Source organism: Xanthomonas sp. 3793 (assembly GCF_024806835.1).
GTDB classification, from domain to species: Bacteria; Pseudomonadota; Gammaproteobacteria; order Xanthomonadales; family Xanthomonadaceae; genus Xanthomonas; species Xanthomonas arboricola_F.
Genome location: NZ_JANTYU010000004.1, coordinates 532,209 through 556,248, shown reverse-complemented (window position 1 = coordinate 556,248; position 24,040 = coordinate 532,209). Strand labels below are relative to the sequence as shown.

Here is a 24,040-nt window from a genome sequence, read left to right as displayed (position 1 = left end):
GTTAGCGGGTACGAAGCGCTGCAAGCAGGCCTTCGATCGGGTGAAAACGAACATCCAGTTCGGCGAGCAACACGCTCTGCATGTCTTTGCGAAATACATCCAGCCAACCATCGGACACCGCGCGCGGCGCGATCTCCTGCTCGGTTGGCGCGCCGTGCGCGTACGCGGCCTCGCGCAGGCGTTCGAAATGCGTGCCCAGCAGGCCTGGCACGGTGTTCAACAAGCTTTGCTCGCGTGGGCTCAGGGTCAGCTCCATCACTGCATCCACTTCGGCCAGCCGTGCCATGTCGCCGGACGCCAGCGTCAGCAGGTCGCGCAGCCGCCCGCGCAGATCGCCGGTGGCAGTGCGCATGGCACGCTGCATCGCCAGGTAATGCTGCCGGAACGGTGCGTAGTCGGGCGCCGGCGGCGCTGCATCCGTGTCGGTGGCGTCACCTGCCTGGCTGCGCAGCCGCGCGACCAGCGCATCCAGATCGGCCACGCTGCTGGTCGCCAGGCCGGCGCGCACGCGGGCGCAGGCTTCGGCATCGAGCGGACGCGGTTCTGGAAGGTCGTCGATGTCGGGCAACTTGCCATCCAGCGCCTTGGACACGGCCACCGCGCGTGTCCAGTCGATCCACTGGCTCAGCCGGTCGGCCAGCGCATGGTTGGACTGGGCGACGCGGACATCGCTGAGGCGTGCGAGCAGGCGAATGAACGCCGGGCCCGAGAGGGGCGCCCGTGGAGCAGACTTCGCCATTGTTCCGGTCAAAGACCGCGCATTTTACACGGGAATGACAGCGGGTCTGCCGGTGTGGCGGGGCGGGCGCTGCGGTGGCTGGTGACGTTCATGGTGGGGCGGGACTGGTGGAGCCTGGGGCAGTAGGGGGCGGGACGGTTGGCGAGCCGGAGCGTCGGCAGCGAGGCGGCCCGCGCCAAGGTCGCGCAGGTGCGGCAAGCAGGTGCGGCAAGGTGAATCGCCCGCGGTGCCTGCGCTTGCGCCGATTCGTGAGCAGGTTTCATGAGCGCATGCCGCCTGCGTGGCATCGCACGGCGCCGGGGTTTGCTACAACCGATACGCACCGCCGGCATGGGCGATCGCCGGGGCCGGGGTCTGGCGTCACGGCCGAGATGCCCCGACACGCGCCGTCCGCCCGCATTCTTCGAGGAGGCATCCGCATGAAGTTCGACACCCCCGCAGGCAGCAACCCCAGCGACCGACTCAAGGTGCTTGGCCAGCCGGTCGACCGCGTGGACGGGCCGCTCAAGGTGACCGGGCAGGCGCGCTACGCATACGAATGGCACGACCAGCCCGGGCAGATGGCGTATGGCTATCTGGTCGGCGCGGCGATCGGCAAGGGCCGCATCACTGCGCTGGATACCGCCGCCGCACTGGCGGCAGCCGGGGTGATCGCCGTGCTCACCTACCAGAACGTGCCCACGCTGGGCACCGGCGAGTTCTATGTGCAGCGGTTTCTGGCCGCGCCGCAGGTGGACCACTACCACCAGGCGGTGGCAGTGGTGGTGGCGGAGACCTTCGAGCAGGCCCGTGCCGGCGCGGCGCTGGTGCGGGTGCGCTATGCGCGCGAGCGTGGGCAGTACGACCTGGCCGCCCAGCAGGCCAGCGCTCCGGTGGCGCCGCAGGCCCCGTTCGGTGGACCGCCACAGACTGCGCAAGGCGATTTCGCCGCCGCCTATGCCGCCGCACCGTTCACCGTGGATGCCACTTACCGCACCCCCGACCAGGCGCACGCGATGCTGGAGCCGCACGCCACCATCGCGCGCTGGGAAGGCGATCAGCTGATCTGCCACACCGCCATCCAGCAGATGAACTGGGGCACACGCGACCTGGGCAAGGCGCTCGGCGTGCCGAAGGAGCGTATCCGGCTGCTGTCGCCGTTCATTGGCGGCGGCTTCGGCGGCAAGGGCACCGCGCAGGCGGACCTGGTGCTGGCCGCGCTGGCCGCACGCATCACCGCGCGACCGGTCAAGCTGGCCCTGCAGCGCCCGTTGATGTTCAACAGCACCATCCATCGGCCCGCCACCATCCAGCGCCTGCGCCTGGGTGCCACGGCCGACGGGCGGCTGACCGCGATCGCCCATGAGAGCTGGTCGGGCAATCTGCGTGGCGGTCGCAGCGAGCCGACCACCTTGTCCACCCGCGCGCTGTATGCCGGTGCCAACCGGATGACCTGCGTGCGGTTGGCAGTGCTGGATCTGGCCGAAGGCAACGCCATGCGCGCGCCCGGCGAAGCGCCGGGGATGATGGCGCTGGAAGTGGCCATGGACGAACTGGCCGAACGCCTGGGCATGGACCCGGTGCAGCTGCGCATCGTCAACGACACCCAGGTGGACCCGGAGCAACCGCAGCGCCGGTTCTCCACGCGGCCGTTCGTGGCCTGCCTGCGCAGCGGCGCGCAACGCTTCGGTTGGTCGCAACGCAATCCCACCCCGGCCAGCGTGCGCGACGGGCGTTGGCTGATCGGCATGGGCATGGCCAGCGCCATTCGCGGCGCGCCGATTGCCAAGGCCGGTGCGCGTGCGCGGCTGGACCGCAGCGGCACGCTGACGATCGAAACCGACATGACCGATATCGGTACCGGCAGCTACACCATCGTGGCGCAGACCGCGGCCGAACTGCTCGGTGTGCCGCTGCAGCAGGTGGTGGTGCGGCTGGGCGATTCCAGCTTTCCGCAGACGCCCGGCTCGGGCGGGCAGCAGGGCGCCGCCTCGGTGACCGCCGGCGTGTATGCCGCCTGCATGCAGCTGCGCGAGACGGTTGCGCAGCGCCTGGGTATTGCCGCCGACCAGGCCCGCTTTGCCGATGGGATGGTGCAGGTGGGCGCGCGCGCCATTCCGCTGGCGCAGGCGGCCGAGCACGGCGAGCTGGTGGCCGAGGACGCCATGGAGTACGGCACGCTCAAGCAGCGCTACGCGCAGCAGACCTTCGGCGCGCACTTTGCGCAGGTGGCGATAGACGCCGATACCGGAGAAATTCGCGTGCGCCGGTTGCTGGCGGTCTGCGCGGCCGGGCGCATCCTCAACCCCAAGACCGCGCGCAGTCAGGTGATCGGCGGCATGGTGATGGGCGTGGGTGCGGCGTTGATGGAAGAGATGGCGGTGGACACGCGGCTGGGCCTGTTCGTCAATCACGACCTGGCCGGGTACGAGGTGCCGGTGCATGCGGATATCCCGCACCTGGAAGCGCATTTCATCGACGAGGTGGACCCCACCATGTCGCCGCTGAAGGCCAAGGGCGTGGGCGAGCTGGGGTTGACCGGCGTGGCGCCGGCGCTGGCCAATGCGGTCTACAACGCCACCGGCATCCGCGTGCGCGACTATCCGATCACCCTGGACAAGCTGCTGGCGCGGCTGCCACGCAGGGCGGTGTAGGCGCCGGAAACGCCGGCGGTGCGGCCCGGGCCATTGCGTCCAGCGGGGCCAGCGACGTCGGCAAGCGGGTCGCATGCCGGGCTGACGATGCTGGCGATGGATCAGGCTGCAGCCAATGCGTCCATGCGGCAGAGGGTGTGCGTGCGCCGTGGGCGCAGCTGACATCGATCGGCAGTTTCCGTATCGACACCCATGCAGTCCGGCCAACGCCAGATCGGATGGCATACGCGCCTCTGACAGCACGCCGATGGTCGCGCGCTGCCGAGCGCGACCAGAAGAGGGCGCGGTGCAGCGATATCTGCAGCACAAGACAGCGGTAGTCGAATGGCCCGGATGCGTTGGGCGCACCGATCCAACTGCTTGTGCGGGCAGCTCTCTAACCAGTTCAGGTGACCGGCCGCTGTCGCCGAATCGCCGCTGTTCTGTAAGGTGAACGGGTATAAGCTGCCCGCCGGGAAAATCCCCAACGAGGAACGCGATGGACCACTCCGACATGCAAGTGTCCGATCTGCTGGTCTTGGAGCTGCAAGGGTTCCACGATGCCTACGGCAGTGGACCGGACTTCTGGGACGCCTACCAGCGCATCATGGGCGTGGCGGCTCACGCCGGCGGCAACCTGATCAATCTGGCCAACGAAATGGCCTCGCTGGCACAGGGATTGGGCGCAATCGATCGCGCGCAGCTGCTGTAACCGCCTTGCGCAGTCTGTGCTGGCATGCGGCTGCTGCTACCGCGCGCTGCGTTCCACGTCTCCGTCGCATGCGCGAGGACTGCGCGCTCACCCAATCTTTCTGGTGTTTTCACGCACATCTGCTGCGCGCACTTTACGGTTGGCGCATCGATGGCACGGCGTGATCTTCGCCGATCAGGCAGTGTCGGTCGGGGCGCTATCGCAATGCGCTGGGCATTGGAGATGCGACGCACCTGCGTTGCCCGCCATTGCAGCGGCGCCCCCAACCCCGTGCCGGATGCGTTGATCCGGCACCTCGTTGAGGAGCTAGGTCTGTGAGCGAAACAGTCGAAGGCGTGCGTGTGCATCTGATCGGTGGCCCGCACGATGGGCAGATGCTGTGTGGCACGTCATTGCCTGGCGTGATGCTGCCGGCGGGGTATCGCATGACGCCCTGGCCGGGCGGCCAATCCGGCATTCACTGGCACCGTGAGCTCAACCTGGCGTGCGTGTATGGGTCGCTGGCGGCCGATGCGCTGTGTGCCGCGCTGGGTGCGCAATGGCGTGCCTATCTGGCGACACGTCGGCAGCAAGCGGCAACCGGCGAGGGCGGTGATGTGCACGACGGCTGCGCGCAAGCGGCGCTTGCCTGACGCGGTACATGCGGTCGAATCGCGATGTCCTGCGTCAGTGGACCCATGCGACCAACTGCTGGCGCGTGGCACGGCACAGCGGATGGCCATCGATCGATTGCGCGCAGCGGGCAAAGCGAACTACGCAGGAGGCGGTCGATGCATGAGGTCAGAAGTGGCCTGATGCCGCTCGCAACGCGGCTGCCGCATTCAGGGCAAACGCGAGCGCAGGCTGAAAGCCCGGCGCGCGTGCCGGCAGCGGTTTACTCCCCGACGTCGGGCGCCTTGGCGGGCGTCACCACGGCAGTGTCGGGCGCACCGCGTTTCTTGTCGCGACGCAGCGGTGTATCGCCCAGGCGTTCGATCGCGCCACCGGATTGCTGAAACGCTTCCAGGTCGGCGGCCAGGCGCTGTTCGGACAAGCGCGGCTTGCCTGGTTGATTGCTGACGGTCATCGACTGGCGGCGGGAGTTATTCATCGCGAATCCTCATGCGTTGTAGAGCGTCAAGGGGATGCCCCGCCGGCGTTGATCGTCGTAGGTGGCACGCACGTCGCGGCAATACGGCCCGGACATGACGAAACGCCGACAAATCGCCGGACGCGTTTCATAGATCGAGCAGCACATGCGTGCCGAATCGAGGGCCACGCACCAGCCTTCCTCATCGCGCGCCATCACGTGCCAGCCTTGCGGCGTCACGCTGGTCAGGTGCTGGGGGATGCGGTCGGATGGATCGACCATGACGGTGAGCCGGCAACAGACGGCGTCGCAGCGTTCGCAGAGAGTCTTGATGGAAAAGGCCAGATGGGAGTGAAGGCGACACCGGTCTCCGGCCGCAACTCCACCATACACCCTGCGCGCGCGCGGATGTGAACCGGCGCCCGCAGGCCCTGTCCCGATCACGTGCGGTGGCAATTGCAGGCGGCGTCATGGCATGGCCGGCCTGTCTGCCGACAGCAATGCCCCTGCCCAGCTCGCAGCAACGCGCGGATGCGCCGGGAGCGCGGGAGGCCTGCGTCCCGGGCGAGGCAGCTTGATCGATACAGGAGCCTCACCGTGGCGGCCTGTGTCGCAAGGCTCGCGGAGCGCCTGCCTGCAGACACGGCCATGCGGCGTTGCCTTTGTCGCGCTGGCGCGAAGACGGGTTTCACCTCCGCCATCGATGGCGCGCCGTAGCGTGGCGATGTCCGTCGCACGCATCAGGAGCACCGCCATGAATACATCCAAGCCCATGCACGAGCAGGTTGCAGATCACGACCAGGAGCACCGCGACAAGCAGAAGCAGGACGCGCTACAGGACGAAGCGGTGGAAGAAACCTTCCCCGCCAGCGACCCGGTGTCGCCATTCGTGCCGGCCAAACCGCTCGACTGAGTGTGGCGATGAACGCTTGGCCGCGATAAAGCAACAAGGCCCGGTCGACAGCCGGGCCTTGTCGATCACCCTCGTGGGATGCGACGGTTACGGCGTCAATACGACCTTGCGGCAGTCGTCCTGCTTCTTGTCGAACAATGCGTAGCCCTGGGCTGCATCGGCCAGCGGCATTCGGTGCGAAATGATGGCATTGGGCTTGAGTTCGCCGTTGCCGATGCGCTCCAGCAGATACGGCATGTGTTTTTGCACATGCGTCTGACCCATCTTGAAGCTCAGCCCCTTGTCGAAGGCATCGCCCAGCATAAACGCATGAATAAAGCCGGCATACACGCCCGGCACGCTGACCACACCGCAGCGCCGCGTGGCGGCGATGCACTGGCGAATGGCCACACCGCTGCTGCCTTCCAGCTTGAGGTTGGTGAGTGCGGTTTCAATCGCGCTGCCTTCGGCTTCGAAGCCCACCGCCTCGATGCTGGCATCCACGCCGCGGCCGTCGGTCTGCGAGACGATTACATCGGCCGGGTCGTCGATCTCATCGAAATTGATCGGAATCACGCCATAGGTCCTGGATGCGAAGTCGAGACGGTACGCATGCCGATCGACCATGAAGATGCGTTCTGCGCCCAGCATGCGGCAGCATGCCGCGGCCATCAGACCCACCGGGCCGGCGCCGAAGATCGCCACGGTGGAGCCCTGCTTGACGCCGGCATCGATCACCGCCTGGTACCCGGTAGGCAGGATGTCGGACAGGAACAGCACCTGTTCGTCATGCAGCGCGTCCGGCACCACCAGCGGCCCGACGTTGGCCTTGGGCACGCGAACAAATTCGGCCTGTCCGCCGGACAGGCCGCCATAGAGATGGCTGAAACCAAACAGGGCCGCCGGAGGACGCATGTCCTTGTGGTTCAGCGCAGCGCCCTTGCCGGTATTGGTGGTCTCGCATGCAGAAAATTCCTGGAGCATGCAATGGAAGCAACGCCCGCATGCCACCACGAACGGAATCACCACGCGGTCGCCCGGCTTGACCGCCGTCACGTCCGGGCCAACCTCTTCGACGATGCCCATGAACTCATGGCCGAGAATATCGCCCTGACGCAGATCCGGAATCTTGCCGCGATACAGATGTAGATCCGAACCACAGATGGCGGTGGCGGTAACGCGCAGGATCAGGTCGTCGCGTTCGACCAGAAGCGGGTCCGGCACAGTTTCGACCCGCACATCGCGTGAGCCGTGGTAGTTGAGGGCAAGCATGTCGATCTCCTGAAAGCCGGCGGTCTGCGGCAACGCAGCGCAGTGTTTGCATCGGCGCGTTAAGCCAGTCAGCACGGTGCGTGCGTGCGGCGTGCACGCGCTCGGCCCACGACACCGCGTTGATGCGCATGTCACGTGTGGATAACCCCTGCGCTCGCAGGCTCACTCCACGCGCAGCGCCTTGCATGCGGTCAGATGCGGTGATGCAACCTCGACAATCGACAATCGACGATCGCCATGTGCGATCACGCAGGAGACAGGCATGGGACTTTTCAAGATGGTGACCGCAGGCGCGGTGGGTTATGTGGCGTACAAGGCCTGGCAGCGCAGTCAAGGCTCGGCAGGCGAGACGCAGCCCGTTCGGGGCGCGCTGCAGGACCGCCAGAGCGCGGAGGCCGCCATCGGTAGCACACCACCGCATGGCGACCCACTACGCGATAGCAGTGGTGGTACGCGCGATCGCAAGCAGTCGCTTGGAGCCCTGGCCATTTTCAACGAGCAGGAACGCACGCTGGCGCAACTGGCCGTGGTCAAAGGCGTCGACGGCGAGCTGATGGCTTTTGCCCGCAAGATGGACGAGGCGCATAGCGCGGCATTGACCGACCTCAGCCGGTTCGCGCCGGACCGCAGCGGACCGCTGGGGCAGGCCGCATTTGCGCGTTCGAAGAGCGCGCGCGACCAGCTGGAAGCATTGCATGGGCAGGCATTCGAAAAGCAGTACCTGCAAACCGCCGTGCGTAGCCATGAGCAGGCCCTGGCGCTGTTGGACACGCAATTGCGTAGCGAGCCGGGATCCAGCGACCTGGGCAAGGAGCTGCAGCGCACGCGCGACACGATTGCCGAGCATCTGGACCACGCCAAGGCGCTCAGCGCGAAGCAGACCCAGCCGCACTAAGGTCGGCGCACAAAAGGACGTGCGGTTGCCAGGATGGGTGTGATTATTGCTCAAGGCTGTATCTGCCATGTCGTGCACGCTGATTCCGGCGTGCCGATCCCGGACGTGCCTTCCACGCTTGTCTGACAGATGCTGGCGACGATGCCTCGGCCGCTCCCGAGCCGGCATTGTCGTGATAGCAGGCGACGCTTGAGGATGGCGGTTGGAGCGACGGGAAACAGGTTTGCTGGGTACGACAACTGCGGTCGAACCATTATCGTGCAGCACAGACAGGACAGGTAGCGAAAGCTACCTGTCTTTTTGCTTGAGATATGGCATTGGTTGCAGCGGGGCGCGCAACTGTGCACTGCAGCGATCTGCCCGACCGCCACAGTGCAGTCGTATGGGGGATTGCACTGCGAAGCGAAACCGCTAGCCTCGTCTACCACCTGCATGTGCCGGGATGGTTCGAAGCAAGCGGCAGCCATCACCGGCCAGGGAGAAGTCCGCGTCATCGTGCGGATGGCGCGGACATCACACACGTGCTACAGCGTGACAGCGCCGCCGGAGATCGTCAGCAGCGTGCCCGAGGTGTAGCTGGCGGTGTCGGCCGCCAGCATGACGTAGGCAGAGGCCAATTCCACCGGTTGGCCAGGGCGCCCCATCGGTGTTTGCGCTCCGAAGTTCTCCACCGATTCTTCGTCCATGCCCGAGGGAATGAAGGGCGTCCAGATCGGGCCGGGGAGCACCGCGTTGACGCGAATGTTCTTCTCGGCCAGTACGCCGGCCAACCCGATGGTGAGATTGGCCAGGGCACCCTTGGTGGCTGCATAAGGCAGGATATTGGGCGTCGGCTTCTTCGATTGCACCGATGCGGTGTTGATGATGGAGCCACCGTCGGTCATCAGCGGTGCAGACAGTCGCACCAGATTGAAGACGGCATGTACGTTGGTGTCGAACGTCTTGCGCCACTCGTCCAGCGTGATGTCTTCGAAGCGTTCGAAATACTTCTGATAGCCGGCGTTGTTGACCAGGATATCCAGGCCGCCGAACGTACTGTTGACCGTTTCGATCAACGCTGCGGCCTGGCTTGGGTCGCTGATGTCGCATCCGACCAGCAGCGCCTTGACCCCGGCTTTTTCGATCAGCGCACCGATCTTGGCCGCGTCTTCCTGCTCATCCGGCAGGAAGGCGATCGCCACATCGGCACCTTCGCGTGCATAGGCGATCGCAACGGCCGCGCCGATGCCGCTGTCGCCACCAGTGATCAGTGCACGCTTGCCTTTCAATTGCCCGTGGCCGACATAGCTGTCTTCGCCGTGGTCCGGGCGCGGGTCCATCTTTTCGGTGCGACCAGGGAAGCCCTGCTGCTGCGGCTTGAAGGGCGGGCGCGGGTAATTGGGTACGGGCATGGTCGTCTCCTGACGTTGGATTGGCGGACGTACAAAGCGCGAGTGCCGCGCTGAAACCCAGTGTGGGCGCGCGTGCGTAAACATCCAGGCTAGGCGATGTCGGCAGCGCGTGTTCCGGCAGCCGACCCATCGCTGGCTCAGCCGCCTGCTCGGTGAGCGTGTTGCATTGATCGGCACGCGCGTCATTGCGAACTTCATGTACTTCTACGCGATCGATTCGACACCGAGCGTAGCGTCGCGATGCCTTGCATGTTCCTGCATCGTCACCGGCGGTCGTTGTGACTACTTGCGCTGACCTTGTTCTGTATCGGCCGTCAGATCCATGCCGGGCTCCACGCGCACAACGCGCAGCTGCGCGAGCAGGGACCGCCGACGCTGCAGCTGGCTAGCTAGCTGCACAGCCGGCGACCGGTGGATGAGGGCTGGTGGCAGGCGTGGCGCGCGATGCTGACACTTCACGCAATCACGCGGCTTCCTTCACCCCGCTGCAATACGCACTTGCCTAGCGTGACCTCATCCTTCGACGCAGGAGATGCACATGGGTAGCGAAGCGAAAAAACCGTGGGGACCCGATTCCGATCAGAGCAAGCCGTTTACACCGCAGGAAAGACGCAACGAGGATGCGCACGGGAAGGCGCACGACATGCCCGACGAGGACCGCGACGTCAACCAGGCCGACCCGGAACGCGATTACGAACGTCCGGATGGGTCGGAAAAGCGCTGAGATCCACAAGTTATCGATATGGCAACGCCCGTAGCTGCGCGCGTCATGCGTTGTGCTCTGCCGCGTTGCGAGCCCGTGCCGGCACACGATGCGGCGCAGTGTTGGGTTAGGCTCAATGGTGATGGTGGTAGCCCACATCCGCGGCGATCTTGCCGCGGAACACGCGATACGACCACACCGTATACCCCAGCACCAGCGGCAACAGCACGACCAGGCCGACCAGCGGGAAGATCTGCGACGAAGGCGGCGCGGCCGCTTGCCAGATGGTGTAGCTCGGCGGTACCAGGTAGGGCCACATGCCCAGCACCAATCCGGCAAAACCCAACACGAAGATCGCCAGCGTCAACAGAAATGGCGAGGCATCGCTGCGTGAACTGTCGCTGCTGCGCCACAACGCCAGTGCCACTGCCGCGGTCACTACCGGAATGGGCGACAACCACCAGAAGTTGCCATCGGCGAACCAGCGCGCCATCACGTGCGAACTCAGGAACGGCAGCCACGCGCTGACCAGCACCAGGAAGGTCACCACCACACCCACCAGCGGCCTGGTCAGCTGACGCGCCAGGGTGTGCGTGCGCCCCTCGGTCTTGAGGATCAACCAGGTGCTGCCGAGCAGTGCATAGCCGAACACCAGGGCTGCACCGGTGAGCATGGTAAACGGGCTGAACCAGCCGAACACCCCGCCCACGTAGCGCCCATTCTCCAGTGCCATGCCTTCCACCAGCGCGCCCAGGATGGTGCCCTGCGCGAATGCGGTGAGGATCGAGCCTGCGATGAACGACAGCGTCCACAGCCGCCGCGAGCGTTGCGCCTTGAAGCGGAACTCGAAGGCCACGCCGCGGAAGACCAAGGCCATCACCATCAGCAGTACCGGCAGATACAGCCCCGACAGGATCACCGCGTACGCAGTCGGAAACGCCGCAAACAGCCCTGCGCCACCGAGTACCAGCCAGGTTTCGTTGCCGTCCCAGATCGGCGCAGCGGTGTTCATCATCAGGTCCACTTCCTGTTCGTCGCGTGCGAACGGCGCGAGCATGCCCAGTCCCAGGACAAAGCCATCCAGCACCACGTACATCAGCACGCCAAAGCCGATGACGCCAAACCACACCACCGGCAGCCAGTGGCTCAGTTCCATGGTGTGTTCTCCTGTTCCAGTGCGGTGTCTGCGGCCGACAACGGGCGTGCAGGGGTGTGTTCGCCGCCGGCCACATCCGGGCCGTCGCGGCTGGTGTGCGGGCCGGCGCGGACCAGTTTGGTGAGGTAGAAAATGCCGAAGCCAAATACGAACGCGTAGCCCAGCACGTACACCAGCAACGACACTGCCACGGTCACGGCCGACTGCGGGCCCATCGCATCGGCGGTGCGCAGCAGCCCATACACCACCCACGGCTGTCGCCCGATCTCGGTGACGAACCACCCGGCGACCAAGGCGATGAACCCGGCCGGCAGCATCAGGTTCCAGGCCAGGATCAGCGCTTTCGAATGCAGCCGGCCACGCCACCATGCAATGGCGGATATCCACGACAGCGCCAGCATCGCCATGCCCAGGCCGACCATGATGCGGAACGCAAAGAACACCGGGGCCACCGGCGGACGCTGATCGCGCGGCACCGAGGTCAGCGGAGTGATCTCGCCGTCGGTGCTGTGGGTCAGGATCAGGCTGCCCAGCCGCGGGATCGCCACTTCATAGTCATTGCGCTCGGCCTCGGCGTTGGGCAGCGCAAACACCACCAGCGGCACGCCGGTACCGGCGTGCTCGCTGCGCCAGTGCGCTTCCATCGCCGCCACCTTGAGCGGCTGATGTTCAAGCGTGTTGAGGCCATGCTGATCGCCAACCAGGACCTGGATGGGCAGCACGATGGCCGCAAAGGCCACCGACAGCCGCAACATGCGCGCAGCGTCGGGAAGATGCACGCCCTTGCGCAGGTAGTACGCCGCCACGCCGCCCACCACGAAGCAGGTGGTGATGAACGAGCCCAGCGCCATGTGTGCCAGACGATAGGGGAACGACGGATTGAGGATGATCTGCGTCCAGCTCACCGGATGCACGATGCCGTTGACCATCGCATAGCCCTGCGGCGTATGCAGCCAACTGTTGGACGACAGGATCCAGAACGTGGACACCAGCGTACCGATGGCCACCATGCAGGTCGCAAAGAAGTGCAGCCTCTCCGATACGCGGCCCCAGCCGAACAGCATCACGCCAAGGAAGCTCGCCTCCAGAAAGAATGCGGTGAGCACTTCGTAACTCAGCAGCGGCCCGATCACCCCGCCGGCGATGCGGCTGAGCTCCGGCCAGTTGGCGCCGAACTGGAAGGCCATCACGATGCCGCTGACCACCCCCATGCCGAAGGACACGGCAAAGATGCGCAACCAGAAAAAATACAGCTGCTTCCATCCCTCATCGTGCGTACGCAGCCAACGCCATTCCAGAAAGCCCAGCAGATTCGCCAGGCCAATGGTGAAGGCGGGGAACAGCACATGAAACGAAATGACGAAGGCGAACTGGATGCGGGACAGCAGCAGCGCTTCCACAGCAATCTCCCTGGTGCCGAACGCGCGAGGATGCGTCTACGGCGACACTGGCCTGGCGATGGGAATGACGATCGTGCGGTGATCTTAGGATCGAGGCGAATGTGCGAGTACGGGGAGGCGAGACACCTCAGGTTTTCGCTTAACGCTTCACGATGATGTCAGCCGCAAGCGTGGGCGCATGCGGCAGCAGGACTCAACTCGACGGGTCGCTGCGCCGCCGCGGAAGCGTTGCGTTGTTGCGTCCGGCATCCGTGCCTGCGCCAGGACACCCGTCTTGGCGCGCTGGCTACGCGCTACGCAGGTGTCGCAGGCAACGTGGCGCCAGCCAGTCGGCAAGGGCCGCATTGGTCGAACCCGGCGTCAGGCACAGCGCCTCGCGCACTGCCTTGATCGCTTGTGGTTCGGTCAGATCCGGTTGCGCGTTGTAGGCCTCGCAGACCGCGCGCACCGTGCCTTCGGGGATACCATCGAAGGGGTGATAGCCGAGCTGGCCACGCCGGTGCTGGTCCCGCCAATACGTCAACTCACCTTGCACATCGGCGCTGCGATGTACCGAAACTGCATGCATGAGACACCTCGCGCGGCTAAGTCGGGAGAGCAATGTTTGCGCGTCGAAAGTAGGTTGCTGTGAGGATGACCTGCACGCCTTCTCCACACGGCAGGCCTCGGGTCATGGATAATGCCTCAGGCCGCTCCAGTCACTTGTCGAGTGGTCTGATGCATCACTCGGCATCGGCTCGCGCCGGTGCAGGACACTCCGGCTGCGACGCAACAGCACAAGCGAACTGATCCATTGCGTGGGGCCCGACGACGCGCATCAAGAATGCGCGGCAACAGTGTCTACAAACCTTGCACTGTTTGGCGTTTCGGCATGCCCGGCACGGCGACCGACCCCGACCATGACGCTTGGCACTGGCAAATTCCGGGCCAGCCGTGCGTACTGCACGCATGACACGGCGAGCTCGACTTGGGGGAAGGGCGCCGTTGGCTCACGATGGTCGTGACTGCAGCGTGCAATCTCGTGGTGATGCGCAGGCGCGTTTTCGCGCCGTCGTCACAATTATCAACTGAACATGTACTAGTCATTGCGGACAGAAGCGCTCATGGACCGTCTTTCCTGCGCCATCATCGACGACGACGTGGAGTTCTGCGATCAGGTGGTTGAACTGGCCACCGATAGCGGCTTCCGTGCCAAGGGCATCCACACCCTTGGCGAAGCCAGCCGTTGGCTGGACAGCAACTTCCCGGACCTGCTGGTCGTGGATGTCGGGCTGCCCGACGGCAGCGGTTTCGATCTGATCGAACGCTTGGACCCGGATCACACCCCGCAGATCGTGGTGGTGTCGGGCGACTATGCCCATGAAACCCAGGGCCGTGCGCAGCAGTTCGGCGTCAGCGAGTTCCTGACCAAGCCATTTGCGCCGGAGCGGCTGGAGCGTGTGCTCGGCGGCCTGCGCGAAGCGCAGCAGGGCAACCTGGGCATCATCGGCAACAGCGACAGCATCGTGATGCTGCGCAAGGACATCGTGCGCGTGGCGCCGACCGATCTGAATGTCCTGGTGACCGGCGAAACCGGCACCGGCAAGGATCTGGTCGCACGCGCCATCCACCGGGTATCCGGCCGTCGCGGTCGCTTCGTGTCGGTCAACTGCGGCGCAATCCCGGAAGAGTTGCTGGCCAGCCAGCTGTTCGGCCACGAACGCGGCAGCTTCACCGGCGCCGATCGTCGGCACGCCGGGTTTCTGGAACAGGCCGCCGACGGCACGCTGTTTCTGGATGAGATCGGCGAGATGCCCAAGCGGCTGCAGGTCTATCTGCTGCGGGCGATCGAGTCGCGCAGTTTCATGCGCGTCGGCGGCAACGAAGAGATTCCGCTGGATGCGCGCGTCGTCGCCGCCACGCATCAGCACGTGCAGCGCGAGCATGCCGTGCTGCGCGAGGATTTGTTCTACCGCCTCAACGAGTATCCGATCCAGGTACCGGCGCTGCGCGAACGCCGCGGCGATGCGCGGGTGCTGGGGCTGCGCGTGATCGACGAGCTCAACGTCAAGTACGGAAAGCGCAAGCTGCCGACCAAGTCGCTGCTGCGCTATCTGGCGTATCACACCTGGCCCGGGAATGTGCGCGAGCTGCGCTCGTTCATCCACTACCTGTATCTGCGCTCGGACGGCGACTTGCTGACCGCGCCGGATGTGGAGCAGACCGTGCCGCAGGCCGCTGAAGACGGCTTGCTGATCCCGGCCGGCTGGACCATGCGGCAGGCCGAGGACGCCATGATCGAATCGGCCCTGGCCCGGACGCGCTTCAACAAGAAGGCGGCGGCACGCGAGTTGGGGATCAGCGTGCGCACACTGCACAACCGACTGAGCGACAAGGACGCGTAGTGAACGATGCTGCATCGCAGGGGCGGCAGCGCGAGCTGCTGCATCAGCTGCGCAACCGTCTCAACGTGATGGGCTTTGCGCTGTATGCCTTGCGTGGCGATACCTCCAAGCCGATGGAGACGCTGCGCACGGCGCATCAGTCGGCGACCGCCCTGCTCAATCAGTTGGGCGAGCAGGAGCGTGCGCAGGAGCAGGCACGTCAGGCCCCGGACGATGCGCCGCCGCAGGACGCCATGGATCGATAACGCCGGATGCCGGAACCGGATCCCGTTGTCGGTGCAGCGGACAGCCTCCGTTGTCGCGCCGGTGGCCAACCGAAGATGGGCGCCGTGGCGCCCACCCGATTCAGCGCTGGATGTCGCCGGTCGTCGAACCGGCACCCGGGCCCGCGCCCAGATCCGCACCGGTGACGCGGTCCAACTCTGGATTGGACATCAGCCGTTGCGACATGGCCGCCACCGCCCTGGCCTGGGTTGCATCCAGCTCCACCGAGGCGGTGCCGTCGCCGCCATCCACGCAAGCCTGTTCGTCGCGGTCGGCCACCATCTCCCACTGCTCGCCGGAATTCCATGGGCCGACCATGTCGCCTTCGCCTTGGGACATGTTGTAGTAGATATCGGTGAAACGCGGATCGCCCGGCAGCTTGCCCGGCGGGAAGTTCGGCTCGATCGCATACAGCGCCTTTTCAAACGACTTCTGATGCGCCACTTCGCGTGTCATCAGAAAGCGCAAGGCATCGACAATGCCGGGGTCGCTGGTGACGGTGATCAAGCGCTCGTAGACCAGCTTGGCACGCGCCTCGGCGGCGATGTTGGAGCGCATGTCGGCGGTCGGACAGCCGATCGAATCCACATACGCAGCCGTCCACGGCGTGCCGGCCGAGTTCACCAGCGCCGGCCCGCCGCCATACAGGATCTGCTGGGTATGGCTGGTACTGTTCTGGGTCATGCTGCGCATGTCCATGGCCTCTTCCATGCCCTCGGACAGCACCGCTTTCGGTCCCTGATTGAGCATGGCGATGATCGAACCGATGATCTCCAGATGGCTGAGTTCTTCGGTGGCGATATCGAACAACAAGTCCTTGCGGCCAGGATCGCTTTCGCCCAATGCCTGGGTGAAGTAGCGCATCGCGGCGGCAAGCTCGCCTTGCGGGCCGCCGAACTGCTCGAGCATCAGCGTGGCCAGCTCCGGATTGGGCGCGGCGACGCGGACGGTGTACATCAAACGCTTGTTATGCATGAACATGAAGTATTCCTTGGCTGGCACCCTGCGACTACGCCGCCTTTGCGGGCGTGCAGACACGTAAGGCGTTGGCTTTAAAAAAGGCCCGCATGGCTGCGGGCCTGGGCTGGGCGGTACATCCTGCGCAGTGGATCAGGCGGCCTTGCTGGCCTTGGCTGCCTTCTGGTTGCCGCCTTGCTCTGCCAGCAGGGTCAGTTTTTCATCGGTGGCTTTTTCTTCTTCAAGCGTTGCCAGCAGCAGCGGCAGTGCATCGGCATATCCGAGTTGCCTGGCCATCGCCGCGATGGTGCCGTAGGAGGCGATTTCGTAATGCTCCACCTTCTGCGCCCCGCCGATCAGCGCGGCATCGCGGACCGGGCCTGCTTCGATTTCTTCGATGACCTCGCGGCTTTCCTCGACCAGGCCTTCCATTGCCGCGCACTTGATGCGCTTGAGCTTGATGCCCAGCACATCGACCACTTGGTCGATGCGTTCGATCTGGCCCAGGGTTTCTTCCAGATGGGTTTCGAAGGCGCTTTTCAATTTCGGTTCGGTCGCCGCACGTGCCAGGCGCGGCAGCGACTTGGTCAGCTGCTTTTCGGCGCTGTAGATATCCGACAGCTCGTGGATGAAGAGTTCTTCGACAGTCTTGATCGGCATGGGTGGTTCCTGGTGTTGGTCAGAGGTTTGAAACGTGGCGATCACCGCTGGGCGGCGACGCGTTCTGGTTGTTCGCGTTCGATACAACGCGAGCACGATTGCTTCCTGGCGCGCGAGCTCCGGGTGGGATGGCGAGCTGGCGTCAGGCCGTTACCGCGTGATCGCCAAGCTAGTCCTGCGAGTGTTAGCGCTATCGGTGGGTAGGGTGATCCCGGTGCGAGAACGACCTGTGCCATAAGGCCCTGCGTACACGCATCGCTCACGCGAGCGCCAGTCCGCGCGCACCGCGCCGGCTGGCAGTGGTTGCTGCGTGGGAGGGCGCCGCGTTCGCCTGCGCCGGGTCGCGCGGATACGCAGGGGCGTCACCAGGGATCCGGTCTTGCCGAGATGCCGATGGCCGCGCGCGGGCAGCACACCGCGGTGGCAGGCATGTGGGCACGGCGTGTGCATGCGGTGCAGACCGATGCGCTACAACGCAGTTCGTACGCCCGCATGAGAGGTCATATGACGCCGCTGGATAAACCGTTACGTCGCGAACTGCAGATCGGCGATCAGGCCTATACGTTGATCATCGACCCCGACGGCCCTGAAGCTGGTGGAGAAAGGCAAGCGCAAGGGCGTGAGCCTGCGGTGGGACGCGCTGGTCAATGGCGATGCCGCATTGGCCGTTGCCTTGAACGCCTCACTCGGCGATGGGTGAGCGTTTGGGGGGCGCAACGCATGGCGCTGCGACAACCCGCCTTGCTCAGGTGGTCGGAAACAACTGCGCCAGCGTGCGCACTGCCGCTTCCGATGCCGCACGATCGGGCGCGGCATCGGCGTTGTTGAAGTCGTTGCTGCCCTGCGCCTGCACCAGCAAGCCATCGCGACGCGGCACCACATTGAGATTGTGGCCGCGCCAGACCAGCCCGTAGGTCACCTCCGGCTGCGGGATCAGACGTGCGGTCTGGCCGCGCACCGGAATCACGCTGTCGTCGCCCAGGAGCGCACGCGCACCGTAGCCGGTGGCATTGACCACGATTTTCTCGCGCAGGTCGGCGAACTGACGTGGGTGGTCGAAGCTGCGTGTGTGGAGTTCGCCGCCGGCCTGCAGAAAATCCTGCAGCAAGAGCCGCGAATACGCGCTGATGTTGAAAGTCAGTTGGCCGTAGCGACGCACGAACGGCACCGGGAATGGATGGCTGCCGGCGGCCAGTGCTTGCGAGCGCGGGCCAAGGTCACGCAGCAGCGTGCGCTCCAGTGGCGGGTAGTCCGGCTCGTGCGCTTCTGCCGAGGCGACCGCTTGATCGAACGGCACATCCGACAGCGCGTAGCCATCGCGCCACTCGATCGGCTCGCCGGGCAAGCCAAGCAGGGTCTGATACCGGCGAAAGGAGATCCGCGCCATTTCTTCCCAGCGCGTCTTGAAGTCGGCGCTGGCGTGATCGCTGGTGCAGACGCGCGAGTCCGGCGACCACACGCCGGTGGCATAGAACGAGCGCACGTCCGGCAGCCGCTCGCGCGCATAGATGCGTACGCGCAGGCCGGCACGCTGGGCAGCCACCGCCGTGGTCAGCCCGATTGCGCCACAGCCGATCACCGCCAGCTCGCGCACGGTGGCATCGGCCGCGCGCACCAGTCGCAATGCGTGTTCGGCTGCGCCCCACGACAACGACCAGCCGCTGCCGCCGTGCCCGTAGTTGTGCACCACCGTCTTGCGCCCGATGCGTTCTGCCTCGATGCGCGGGCCTTGCGCACGGAACGGCCGGGTGCAGCCATCGATGGCGATGATGCGATCGACCGCTGCGCGGATCGGCGCCAGTGCAGGCGCGGTAGCGAACGGCAGCGGCAGCGCGTCGGATGCCGGCAACGCTGTGGACGGCGCGATGGCAGCCTTGCCGGTGGCAGCCCAACTGCCGGTCGAAGCAGCCGCAAGCGCAAGGCCTGCGCTGTGCAGAAAATGACGGCGGTGCATGCGACTCCTGCGAGGTGATGTGGAGGTGGGGCGACCCGTTGCGATGGGAGCGGCGCCGGCGTCCCGCGGCAACACGGCGGTGCCGGCCGAGGCTAACGCATCGCCGCTGGCAGCACAGCGTGCTCGGCCGCATGGCGCACGGCCACCAGGCAGGCGTCCGGTTGCCTGGCTCTGGCGAGCATACCGCGCAGGTCCCGCCCTGCCGACCGTCCAGGTCGGGTTTCGTCCTGCGATCCCGGCATTTGAGGTGGCGCTGGGGGCCATTCGTCGCCAGGGGCTTTCGCAGTGGCGTGCGGCGGCTATGCTCGCTCCCGTCCCATCTCCGACGAGTTGCCGCCTGTGTCTGCCAGCGTCTTTCTGATCGTGCGTATCGTGTTCGCCTGGGCCGCCGCGTTGGTGGTGGCCAGCATCATGTGGGCGCAGCTGTTCGACTCGGTCGGTGCGTTCTTCAGCCTGATCAGCATCGTGCTGCTGGCGCTGGCCTTGATGAGTGCAATCACGCATGTACGGCGGGTTCGGTTGATCGCCGGGCGGCTGGATCACGCCACCTTGTCCACCCGCCAGCGTCGGCAGATCGAGGTGCCGCTGGAGGTGCAGGCCAGCTTTGCGGTGGTGGAAGAGGCGGTGCGCGCATTGCCGCGCGTACAGGACATCGAAAGTGCGCCCGGCAGCCTGCTGATCCGCGCCAAGATCCGCCGCATCGATCCGTATGCAGGCCGCAAGCCCTCGCGCTGGAATCTGTTTGCGCGCTTTGCCATCACCCACAACCAGGTGCTGGTGACGATTGCGCCGGGGCAGGGCACCAGCAGCGTCACCGTGTTGTGCGAGCCCGATGCCGGCGCCTGGGTGGACCTGTTTGCGGTGGACGAAGGCAGCAACTTCGAAAACGCCGAGGCGATCAATCGCGCGGTGGTGCGCCGGGTCGGCGAGCAACGTCGCGACGAGCAGGCCGCCGCCGAGCAATCGGTGATGGAGAAGGAGCTGGCCGTGGCGCGCTTGAACCTGCTGCATGCGCAGGTCGAACCGCACTTTCTCTACAACACGCTGGCCAGCGCCCAGGTACTGGCGCGCACCGACCCGCCGCGCGCCGACATCATGATCGGGCACTTGATCCAGTACCTGCGCCGCTCGCTGCCCAGTGCGGACGATGCCACCTCCACCTTGGGCGAAGAACTCGAACGTACCCAGGCCTATCTGGAAATCCTGCGCATCCGCATGGGCGCGCGGTTGGCATTGCAGGTCGAAGTGCCCTACGAACTGCGCAGCCTGCAGCTGCCGTCGATGATGTTGCAGACGCTGGTGGAAAACGCCATCAAACATGGGCTCGAACCCAAGCCCGGTGGTGGCACGGTGTGGATCCTGGCGCGCCGCCTGGACGAGCGCCAGGCCACGCTGACCGTGGCCGACGACGGCCAGGGCTTCAACACCCACAGCCATGGCACCGGCATCGGCCTGAAGAACCTGCGCGAGCGGCTGCAGTTGATCTACGCCGGCGCCGCCAGCTTTGCCATCGTGTCCAATTTCCCCAGCGGCGTGGCTGCCACGATCACGCTGCCCTTGCCGGCGCAACCGGACGGGCCGCGCCCGCCGCCGCTGCCCGCCGCCGCCACGGCCGTGCAGGTGCAGGCATGAGCGCGCTGCGTGCGGTGATTGCCGAGGACGAAGCGTTGCTGCGGCAGTCCTTGCTCGCGCTGCTGGCCGAGGTGTGTCCGCAGCTGCAAGTGGTGGGCGAATGCGAAGACGGGGCCAGCGCGCTGGACACCATCGCCACCCAGCAACCGGATGTGGTGTTTCTGGATATCCGCATGCCTGGCCTCACCGGTATCGAGGTGGCACGTGCGATGCGCGAGGTCAGCCCGCGCACGCAGGTGGTCTTCGTCACCGCCTACGATCAGTACGCCATCGATGCGTTCGAACACGGTGCGGTGGATTACCTGCTCAAGCCCATCAACCGCGACCGCCTGCAGGCCACCTGGCAACGCGTGCAGCAACGCGCCGCCGCCGGTCAGCCGGACAGCGGCCTGCTGGAAACGCTCCTGCAGCGCCTGTCCGCACGCCCGGCAGCGCCCGGTGCCGCGCCGCCACTGGCCTGGCTCACCGCCAGCAGCGGCCGCGAGACGCGCCTGATCGCAGTGGATGAGGTGGCGTATTTCCAGGCCGATCAGAAATACACCACGGTGATGACGGCCGCCGGCGAGGCGATCCTGCGCACGCCGCTGCGCGAGTTGCTCGACGTGCTGGACCCGCAGGTGTTCAAGCAGATCCATCGCTCCACCATCGTCAACATGAAGGCGGTCGCCTCGGTGGTGCGCGAGGACACCGGCAAGGGCCGGCTGGCACTGCGCGGGCGCAGCGAAACGCTCACCGTCAGCCAGCCGTTCATGACCTTGTTCCGCGGCATGTAATCCCCCTGATCTCCCCCATCCCGCATCGACACGAAAGGACTGCCTCCATGCGCCTGATCGCCTCCCTGGTCTACTGCCTGCTCGCCCTGGCCGGCTGCCACGAACGCAACGGCACCACCTCGATCACCCGCGCCACCAGCGATGGCCGCGACCTGCTCTTCAGCAAGACCCAGGTCACCGATGCCGAGACCAATGTGCATTGCCTGGCCAGCAGCAGCGGCCAGTGCCATTACCTGATCTATGAAGAACGCTGCCCGGCTGCCAGCGCCAGCGGCGGCACGCCGGCGCCGGTGTGTGCGCGCAAGACCTTGGACAGCTTCGCGCTGCTGCCCGGCCAGGTCCGTGCGCTGCACGGCCTTCCGGCGGCGGCGCACACCTGCGTGGGCCGCGATGCGCCCACTGCCCGGTGCCAGGGTTAGTCCATGGCCGCTGTCGTCGCGGATCGCGGCGGCCGGAAGATCTGCGGCAGCCGCACCGAGAGGCGCGTCGCCGCCCGGTAGCGTCGCGCTGAGACTGAATACGCACTGACGGCAAGCGGTCGCTTCTGCGATCATTGCCGGCTTGTTGCCGGTTCACGGCGCCCTCACTGCCAGGCTCTCATGTCCGAACATTCGTTGCGCCGCGACGTCGGCCCCTTTGCGCTCATGCTCACCGGGCTGGGCTCGATCATTGGCTCCGGCTGGCTGTTCGGCGCCTGGCGCGCGGCCGGCCTGGCAGGTCCGGGTGCGATCTGGGCCTGGATCCTGGGCGCGGCGATCATCACCACCATCGCGCTGTCCTATGCCGAGCTGGGCGCCATGTTTCCCGAATCCGGCGGCATGGTGCGCTACAGCCATTACTCGCACGGCTCGCTGGTGGGCTTCATCGCCGGCTGGGCGAACTGGATCGCGATCGTCTCGGTCATTCCCGTCGAAGCCGAGGCCTCGGTGCAGTACATGGCGTCCTGGCCATGGGCCTGGGCGCAGGGCCTGTATGTGCAGGCACCCGGGGGGGCGGGGGAACTGTCGGTGCCCGGCCTGCTGATCTCGGCGGTGCTGGTGCTGGTGTATTTCTTCCTCAACTTCTGGAGCGTCAAGCTGTTCGCGCGCTCCAATACGCTGATCACCGTGTTCAAGCTGGTGGTGCCGGCGGCGACCGGCGTGGCCTTGATCGCCAGCGGCTTCCACAGCGAGAACTTCAGCGTCGGCATCCATGGCGATGCGCACGTGATCGACCTGGCCGCGGTGCTCACCGCGGTGGCCACTGCCGGCATCGTCTTCAGCTTCAACGGCTTCCAGAGCCCGGTGAACCTGGCCGGCGAGGCGCGCAACCCGGGCCGCAGCATTCCGTTCGCGGTGTTGGGTTCGATCGCGCTGGCCACGGTGGTCTACGTGATCCTGCAGGTGGCCTACATCGGCGCGGTGCCGCCGGATCTGCTGGCCAAGGCCGGCTGGCACGGCATCGATTTCCGTTCGCCGTTCGCCGAGCTGGCCATCATCGTCAACCTGCACTGGCTGGCGATGCTGCTGTACATCGATGCCTTCGTCAGCCCCAGCGGCACCGGCATCACCTATACCGCGACCACCGCGCGCATGGTCTACGGCATGGAAAAGAACGGCACCATGCCGGCCGTGCTGGGCAAGCTGCACCCGGTCTGGGGCGTGCCGCGCATGGCGATGTTCTTCAACCTGGCGGTGTCGTTCGTGTTCCTGTTCTTCTTCCGCGGCTGGGGCACGCTGGCGGCGGTGATCTCGGTGGCGACCATCATTTCCTACCTCACCGGCCCGATCAGCGCGATGGCGCTGCGTCGCCACGCACCGGAGCTGCATCGCCCGCTGCGCATCGCCGCGCTGCCGGTGCTGGCCGGGGTGGCCTTCGTGATGGCCACCGAGCTGCTGTACTGGGCGCGCTGGCCGCTGACCGGCGAGATCATCCTGCTGATGGTCGTGGCGCTGCCGGTGTACTGCTACTACCAGGCTAAGCAGGGCTGGCCGGACCTGCGCCGCAACTTGAAGGGCGCGGCCTGGATGATCTGCTACCTGCCGGTGATCGCGCTGCTGTCCTGGGCCGGCAGCAGCGATTTCGGCGGCCATGGCTACCTGAGCTATGGCACCGACCTGGCGGTGGTCGCTGCAGTCGGCGCGGTGTTCTACATCTGGGGCGTGCGCAGCGGCTGGCGTACCCCGTCGGTGGAACAGGCGGTTGCGCGGGCCTGAGTGGGGCTGCGCAGCTGGCTTAAACCGCAATGCCGAATCCGCGCAAGATCGTCCTGCATTCACTGCACGGCGAACGGCCGGGGCTGGCCGCCCTGGTCGCCGACTGGATCGCTGAAGGGGTCACCTACGTCGGTGTGGTCGGCGTCGATGCCGAGCGCATCGAGGACCTGATCGATGACCTGTGCGTAGGAGATGGCTCGGCACCGTACTTCATGCTTACAGCGGCGCATGGTCCCGACGAGTCTCTGGAGGATGCGGTGTTCCTGGCGGAGCAACTGTCCGATGACTTTGCCGGCCCCGTTCGTGTGATTGCGTTCTAGTCGTTCGAACACGCTGGCGCCGCCGCGTCATTCGATTCCTGCCTAAACGGCTCACGCAAG

24 protein-coding genes and 1 pseudogene are annotated in these 24,040 nt (G+C 65.8%); 14 read left to right on the top strand and 11 right to left on the bottom strand.

The genetic code is table 11. The annotated features are described in order from the left end of the window. Nucleotide 1: 1 nt before the first annotated feature. Nucleotides 2-739 carry a DUF3348 domain-containing protein gene (locus FHY18_RS15920; RefSeq protein WP_259156781.1) on the bottom strand — a complete coding sequence of 246 codons (738 nt, stop codon included), beginning with the start codon at nucleotides 737-739 and terminating at the stop codon, nucleotides 2-4. Nucleotides 740-1,158: 419 nt separating this feature from the next. On the opposite strand from FHY18_RS15920, the gene paoC reads away from it, so the two are divergent. The 3 genes from paoC (at nucleotide 1,159) to FHY18_RS15905 (ending at nucleotide 4,695) form a co-directional block, all read left to right on the top strand. Then, nucleotides 1,159-3,372: an aldehyde oxidoreductase molybdenum-binding subunit PaoC gene (gene paoC, locus FHY18_RS15915; protein WP_259156780.1), complete on the top strand. Its 2,214-nt coding sequence runs from the start codon at nucleotides 1,159-1,161 to the stop codon at nucleotides 3,370-3,372. A gap of 478 nt (nucleotides 3,373-3,850) precedes the next feature. After that, nucleotides 3,851-4,063 carry a hypothetical protein gene (locus FHY18_RS15910; RefSeq protein ID WP_259156779.1) on the top strand — a complete coding sequence of 71 codons (213 nt, stop codon included), beginning with the start codon at nucleotides 3,851-3,853 and terminating at the stop codon, nucleotides 4,061-4,063. 314 nt (nucleotides 4,064-4,377) lie between these two features. Continuing rightward, nucleotides 4,378-4,695, top strand: coding sequence for a hypothetical protein (locus FHY18_RS15905; protein ID WP_259156778.1), 318 nt, complete (start codon nucleotides 4,378-4,380; stop codon nucleotides 4,693-4,695). Between the two features lie 242 nt (nucleotides 4,696-4,937). Here FHY18_RS15905 and FHY18_RS15900 read toward each other — a convergent pair whose 3' ends face one another. Both FHY18_RS15900 and FHY18_RS15895 read right to left on the bottom strand, forming a co-directional pair. Next, a complete protein-coding gene (locus FHY18_RS15900; protein ID WP_259156777.1) occupies nucleotides 4,938-5,153 on the bottom strand; it encodes a hypothetical protein in 216 nt (71 codons plus the stop codon). A gap of 9 nt (nucleotides 5,154-5,162) precedes the next feature. Then, a complete protein-coding gene (locus FHY18_RS15895; protein ID WP_046965021.1) occupies nucleotides 5,163-5,414 on the bottom strand; it encodes a YkgJ family cysteine cluster protein in 252 nt (83 codons plus the stop codon). Nucleotides 5,415-5,886: 472 nt separating this feature from the next. On the opposite strand from FHY18_RS15895, the gene FHY18_RS15890 reads away from it, so the two are divergent. Continuing rightward, nucleotides 5,887-6,045 carry a hypothetical protein gene (locus FHY18_RS15890; RefSeq protein ID WP_259156776.1) on the top strand — a complete coding sequence of 53 codons (159 nt, stop codon included), beginning with the start codon at nucleotides 5,887-5,889 and terminating at the stop codon, nucleotides 6,043-6,045. Nucleotides 6,046-6,132: 87 nt separating this feature from the next. On the opposite strand, the gene FHY18_RS15885 is transcribed toward FHY18_RS15890, so the two are convergent. Next, nucleotides 6,133-7,296 (bottom strand): zinc-dependent alcohol dehydrogenase, encoded by a 1,164-nt coding sequence (locus FHY18_RS15885; protein ID WP_259156775.1) that lies wholly within the window; start codon nucleotides 7,294-7,296, stop codon nucleotides 6,133-6,135. A 262-nt stretch (nucleotides 7,297-7,558) separates the two neighbouring features. Here FHY18_RS15885 and FHY18_RS15880 point away from each other — a divergent pair, with 262 nt between their 5' ends. Beyond that, on the top strand, nucleotides 7,559-8,191 hold the full coding sequence (locus tag FHY18_RS15880) for a DUF4142 domain-containing protein (protein ID WP_259156774.1): 633 nt from the start codon (nucleotides 7,559-7,561) through the stop codon (nucleotides 8,189-8,191). 524 nt (nucleotides 8,192-8,715) lie between these two features. On the opposite strand, the gene FHY18_RS15875 is transcribed toward FHY18_RS15880, so the two are convergent. Beyond that, the gene (locus tag FHY18_RS15875; RefSeq protein ID WP_259156773.1) at nucleotides 8,716-9,582 is read right to left on the bottom strand and encodes an SDR family oxidoreductase; all 867 of its coding nucleotides are present in this window, start codon (nucleotides 9,580-9,582) and stop codon (nucleotides 8,716-8,718) included. A gap of 538 nt (nucleotides 9,583-10,120) precedes the next feature. On the opposite strand from FHY18_RS15875, the gene FHY18_RS15870 reads away from it, so the two are divergent. Then, a complete protein-coding gene (locus FHY18_RS15870; RefSeq protein WP_259156772.1) occupies nucleotides 10,121-10,306 on the top strand; it encodes a hypothetical protein in 186 nt (61 codons plus the stop codon). A 112-nt stretch (nucleotides 10,307-10,418) separates the two neighbouring features. On the opposite strand, the gene cydB is transcribed toward FHY18_RS15870, so the two are convergent. The 3 genes from cydB to FHY18_RS15855 all read right to left on the bottom strand — a co-directional run bounded on the left by cydB (nucleotide 10,419) and on the right by FHY18_RS15855 (nucleotide 13,409). Next, a complete protein-coding gene (gene cydB / locus FHY18_RS15865) occupies nucleotides 10,419-11,441 on the bottom strand; it encodes a cytochrome d ubiquinol oxidase subunit II (RefSeq protein ID WP_259156771.1) in 1,023 nt (340 codons plus the stop codon). Then, nucleotides 11,432-12,841: a cytochrome ubiquinol oxidase subunit I gene (locus FHY18_RS15860; RefSeq protein ID WP_259156770.1), complete on the bottom strand. Its 1,410-nt coding sequence runs from the start codon at nucleotides 12,839-12,841 to the stop codon at nucleotides 11,432-11,434. The genes cydB and FHY18_RS15860 overlap by 10 nt, the downstream gene beginning before the upstream one ends. A 286-nt stretch (nucleotides 12,842-13,127) precedes the next feature. Beyond that, complete coding sequence (locus FHY18_RS15855) at nucleotides 13,128-13,409, bottom strand: hypothetical protein (protein WP_259156769.1); 282 nt, start codon at nucleotides 13,407-13,409, stop codon at nucleotides 13,128-13,130. Between the two features lie 535 nt (nucleotides 13,410-13,944). Between FHY18_RS15855 and FHY18_RS15850 the strand changes: the two genes are divergently transcribed. Continuing rightward, nucleotides 13,945-15,225 (top strand): sigma-54 dependent transcriptional regulator, encoded by a 1,281-nt coding sequence (locus FHY18_RS15850; RefSeq protein ID WP_259156768.1) that lies wholly within the window; start codon nucleotides 13,945-13,947, stop codon nucleotides 15,223-15,225. Further along, the gene (locus tag FHY18_RS15845; protein WP_259156766.1) at nucleotides 15,225-15,470 is read left to right on the top strand and encodes a hypothetical protein; all 246 of its coding nucleotides are present in this window, start codon (nucleotides 15,225-15,227) and stop codon (nucleotides 15,468-15,470) included. Before FHY18_RS15850 ends, FHY18_RS15845 begins: the two co-directional genes overlap by 1 nt. Before the next feature lie 100 nt (nucleotides 15,471-15,570). On the opposite strand, the gene FHY18_RS15840 is transcribed toward FHY18_RS15845, so the two are convergent. Both FHY18_RS15840 and FHY18_RS15835 read right to left on the bottom strand, forming a co-directional pair. Further along, nucleotides 15,571-16,470, bottom strand: a complete 900-nt coding sequence (locus FHY18_RS15840) for a manganese catalase family protein (RefSeq protein ID WP_259156763.1) — start codon at nucleotides 16,468-16,470, stop codon at nucleotides 15,571-15,573. 129 nt (nucleotides 16,471-16,599) lie between these two features. Beyond that, the gene (locus FHY18_RS15835; RefSeq protein WP_259156760.1) at nucleotides 16,600-17,106 is read right to left on the bottom strand and encodes a ferritin-like domain-containing protein; all 507 of its coding nucleotides are present in this window, start codon (nucleotides 17,104-17,106) and stop codon (nucleotides 16,600-16,602) included. A gap of 504 nt (nucleotides 17,107-17,610) precedes the next feature. Here FHY18_RS15835 and FHY18_RS15830 point away from each other — a divergent pair. Next, nucleotides 17,611-17,806, top strand: a pseudogene (locus FHY18_RS15830) (hypothetical protein). Between the two features lie 45 nt (nucleotides 17,807-17,851). On the opposite strand, the gene FHY18_RS15825 reads toward FHY18_RS15830, so the two are convergent. Further along, nucleotides 17,852-19,060 carry an FAD-dependent oxidoreductase gene (locus FHY18_RS15825; RefSeq protein ID WP_259156758.1) on the bottom strand — a complete coding sequence of 403 codons (1,209 nt, stop codon included), beginning with the start codon at nucleotides 19,058-19,060 and terminating at the stop codon, nucleotides 17,852-17,854. A 339-nt stretch (nucleotides 19,061-19,399) separates the two neighbouring features. Between FHY18_RS15825 and FHY18_RS15820 the strand changes: the two genes are divergently transcribed. From FHY18_RS15820 to FHY18_RS15800, 5 genes are all read left to right on the top strand, one after another. Next, nucleotides 19,400-20,692, top strand: coding sequence for a histidine kinase (locus FHY18_RS15820; protein WP_259156757.1), 1,293 nt, complete (start codon nucleotides 19,400-19,402; stop codon nucleotides 20,690-20,692). After that, a complete protein-coding gene (locus FHY18_RS15815; protein WP_259156754.1) occupies nucleotides 20,689-21,465 on the top strand; it encodes a LytTR family DNA-binding domain-containing protein in 777 nt (258 codons plus the stop codon). The genes FHY18_RS15820 and FHY18_RS15815 overlap by 4 nt, the downstream gene beginning before the upstream one ends. A 47-nt stretch (nucleotides 21,466-21,512) precedes the next feature. Beyond that, nucleotides 21,513-21,884: a hypothetical protein gene (locus FHY18_RS15810; protein ID WP_259156753.1), complete on the top strand. Its 372-nt coding sequence runs from the start codon at nucleotides 21,513-21,515 to the stop codon at nucleotides 21,882-21,884. 180 nt (nucleotides 21,885-22,064) lie between these two features. Beyond that, on the top strand, nucleotides 22,065-23,660 hold the full coding sequence (locus FHY18_RS15805; RefSeq protein WP_259156752.1) for an APC family permease: 1,596 nt from the start codon (nucleotides 22,065-22,067) through the stop codon (nucleotides 23,658-23,660). A 29-nt stretch (nucleotides 23,661-23,689) separates the two neighbouring features. Continuing rightward, complete coding sequence (locus tag FHY18_RS15800) at nucleotides 23,690-23,980, top strand: hypothetical protein (protein ID WP_259156751.1); 291 nt, start codon at nucleotides 23,690-23,692, stop codon at nucleotides 23,978-23,980. Nucleotides 23,981-24,040 lie beyond the last annotated feature (60 nt).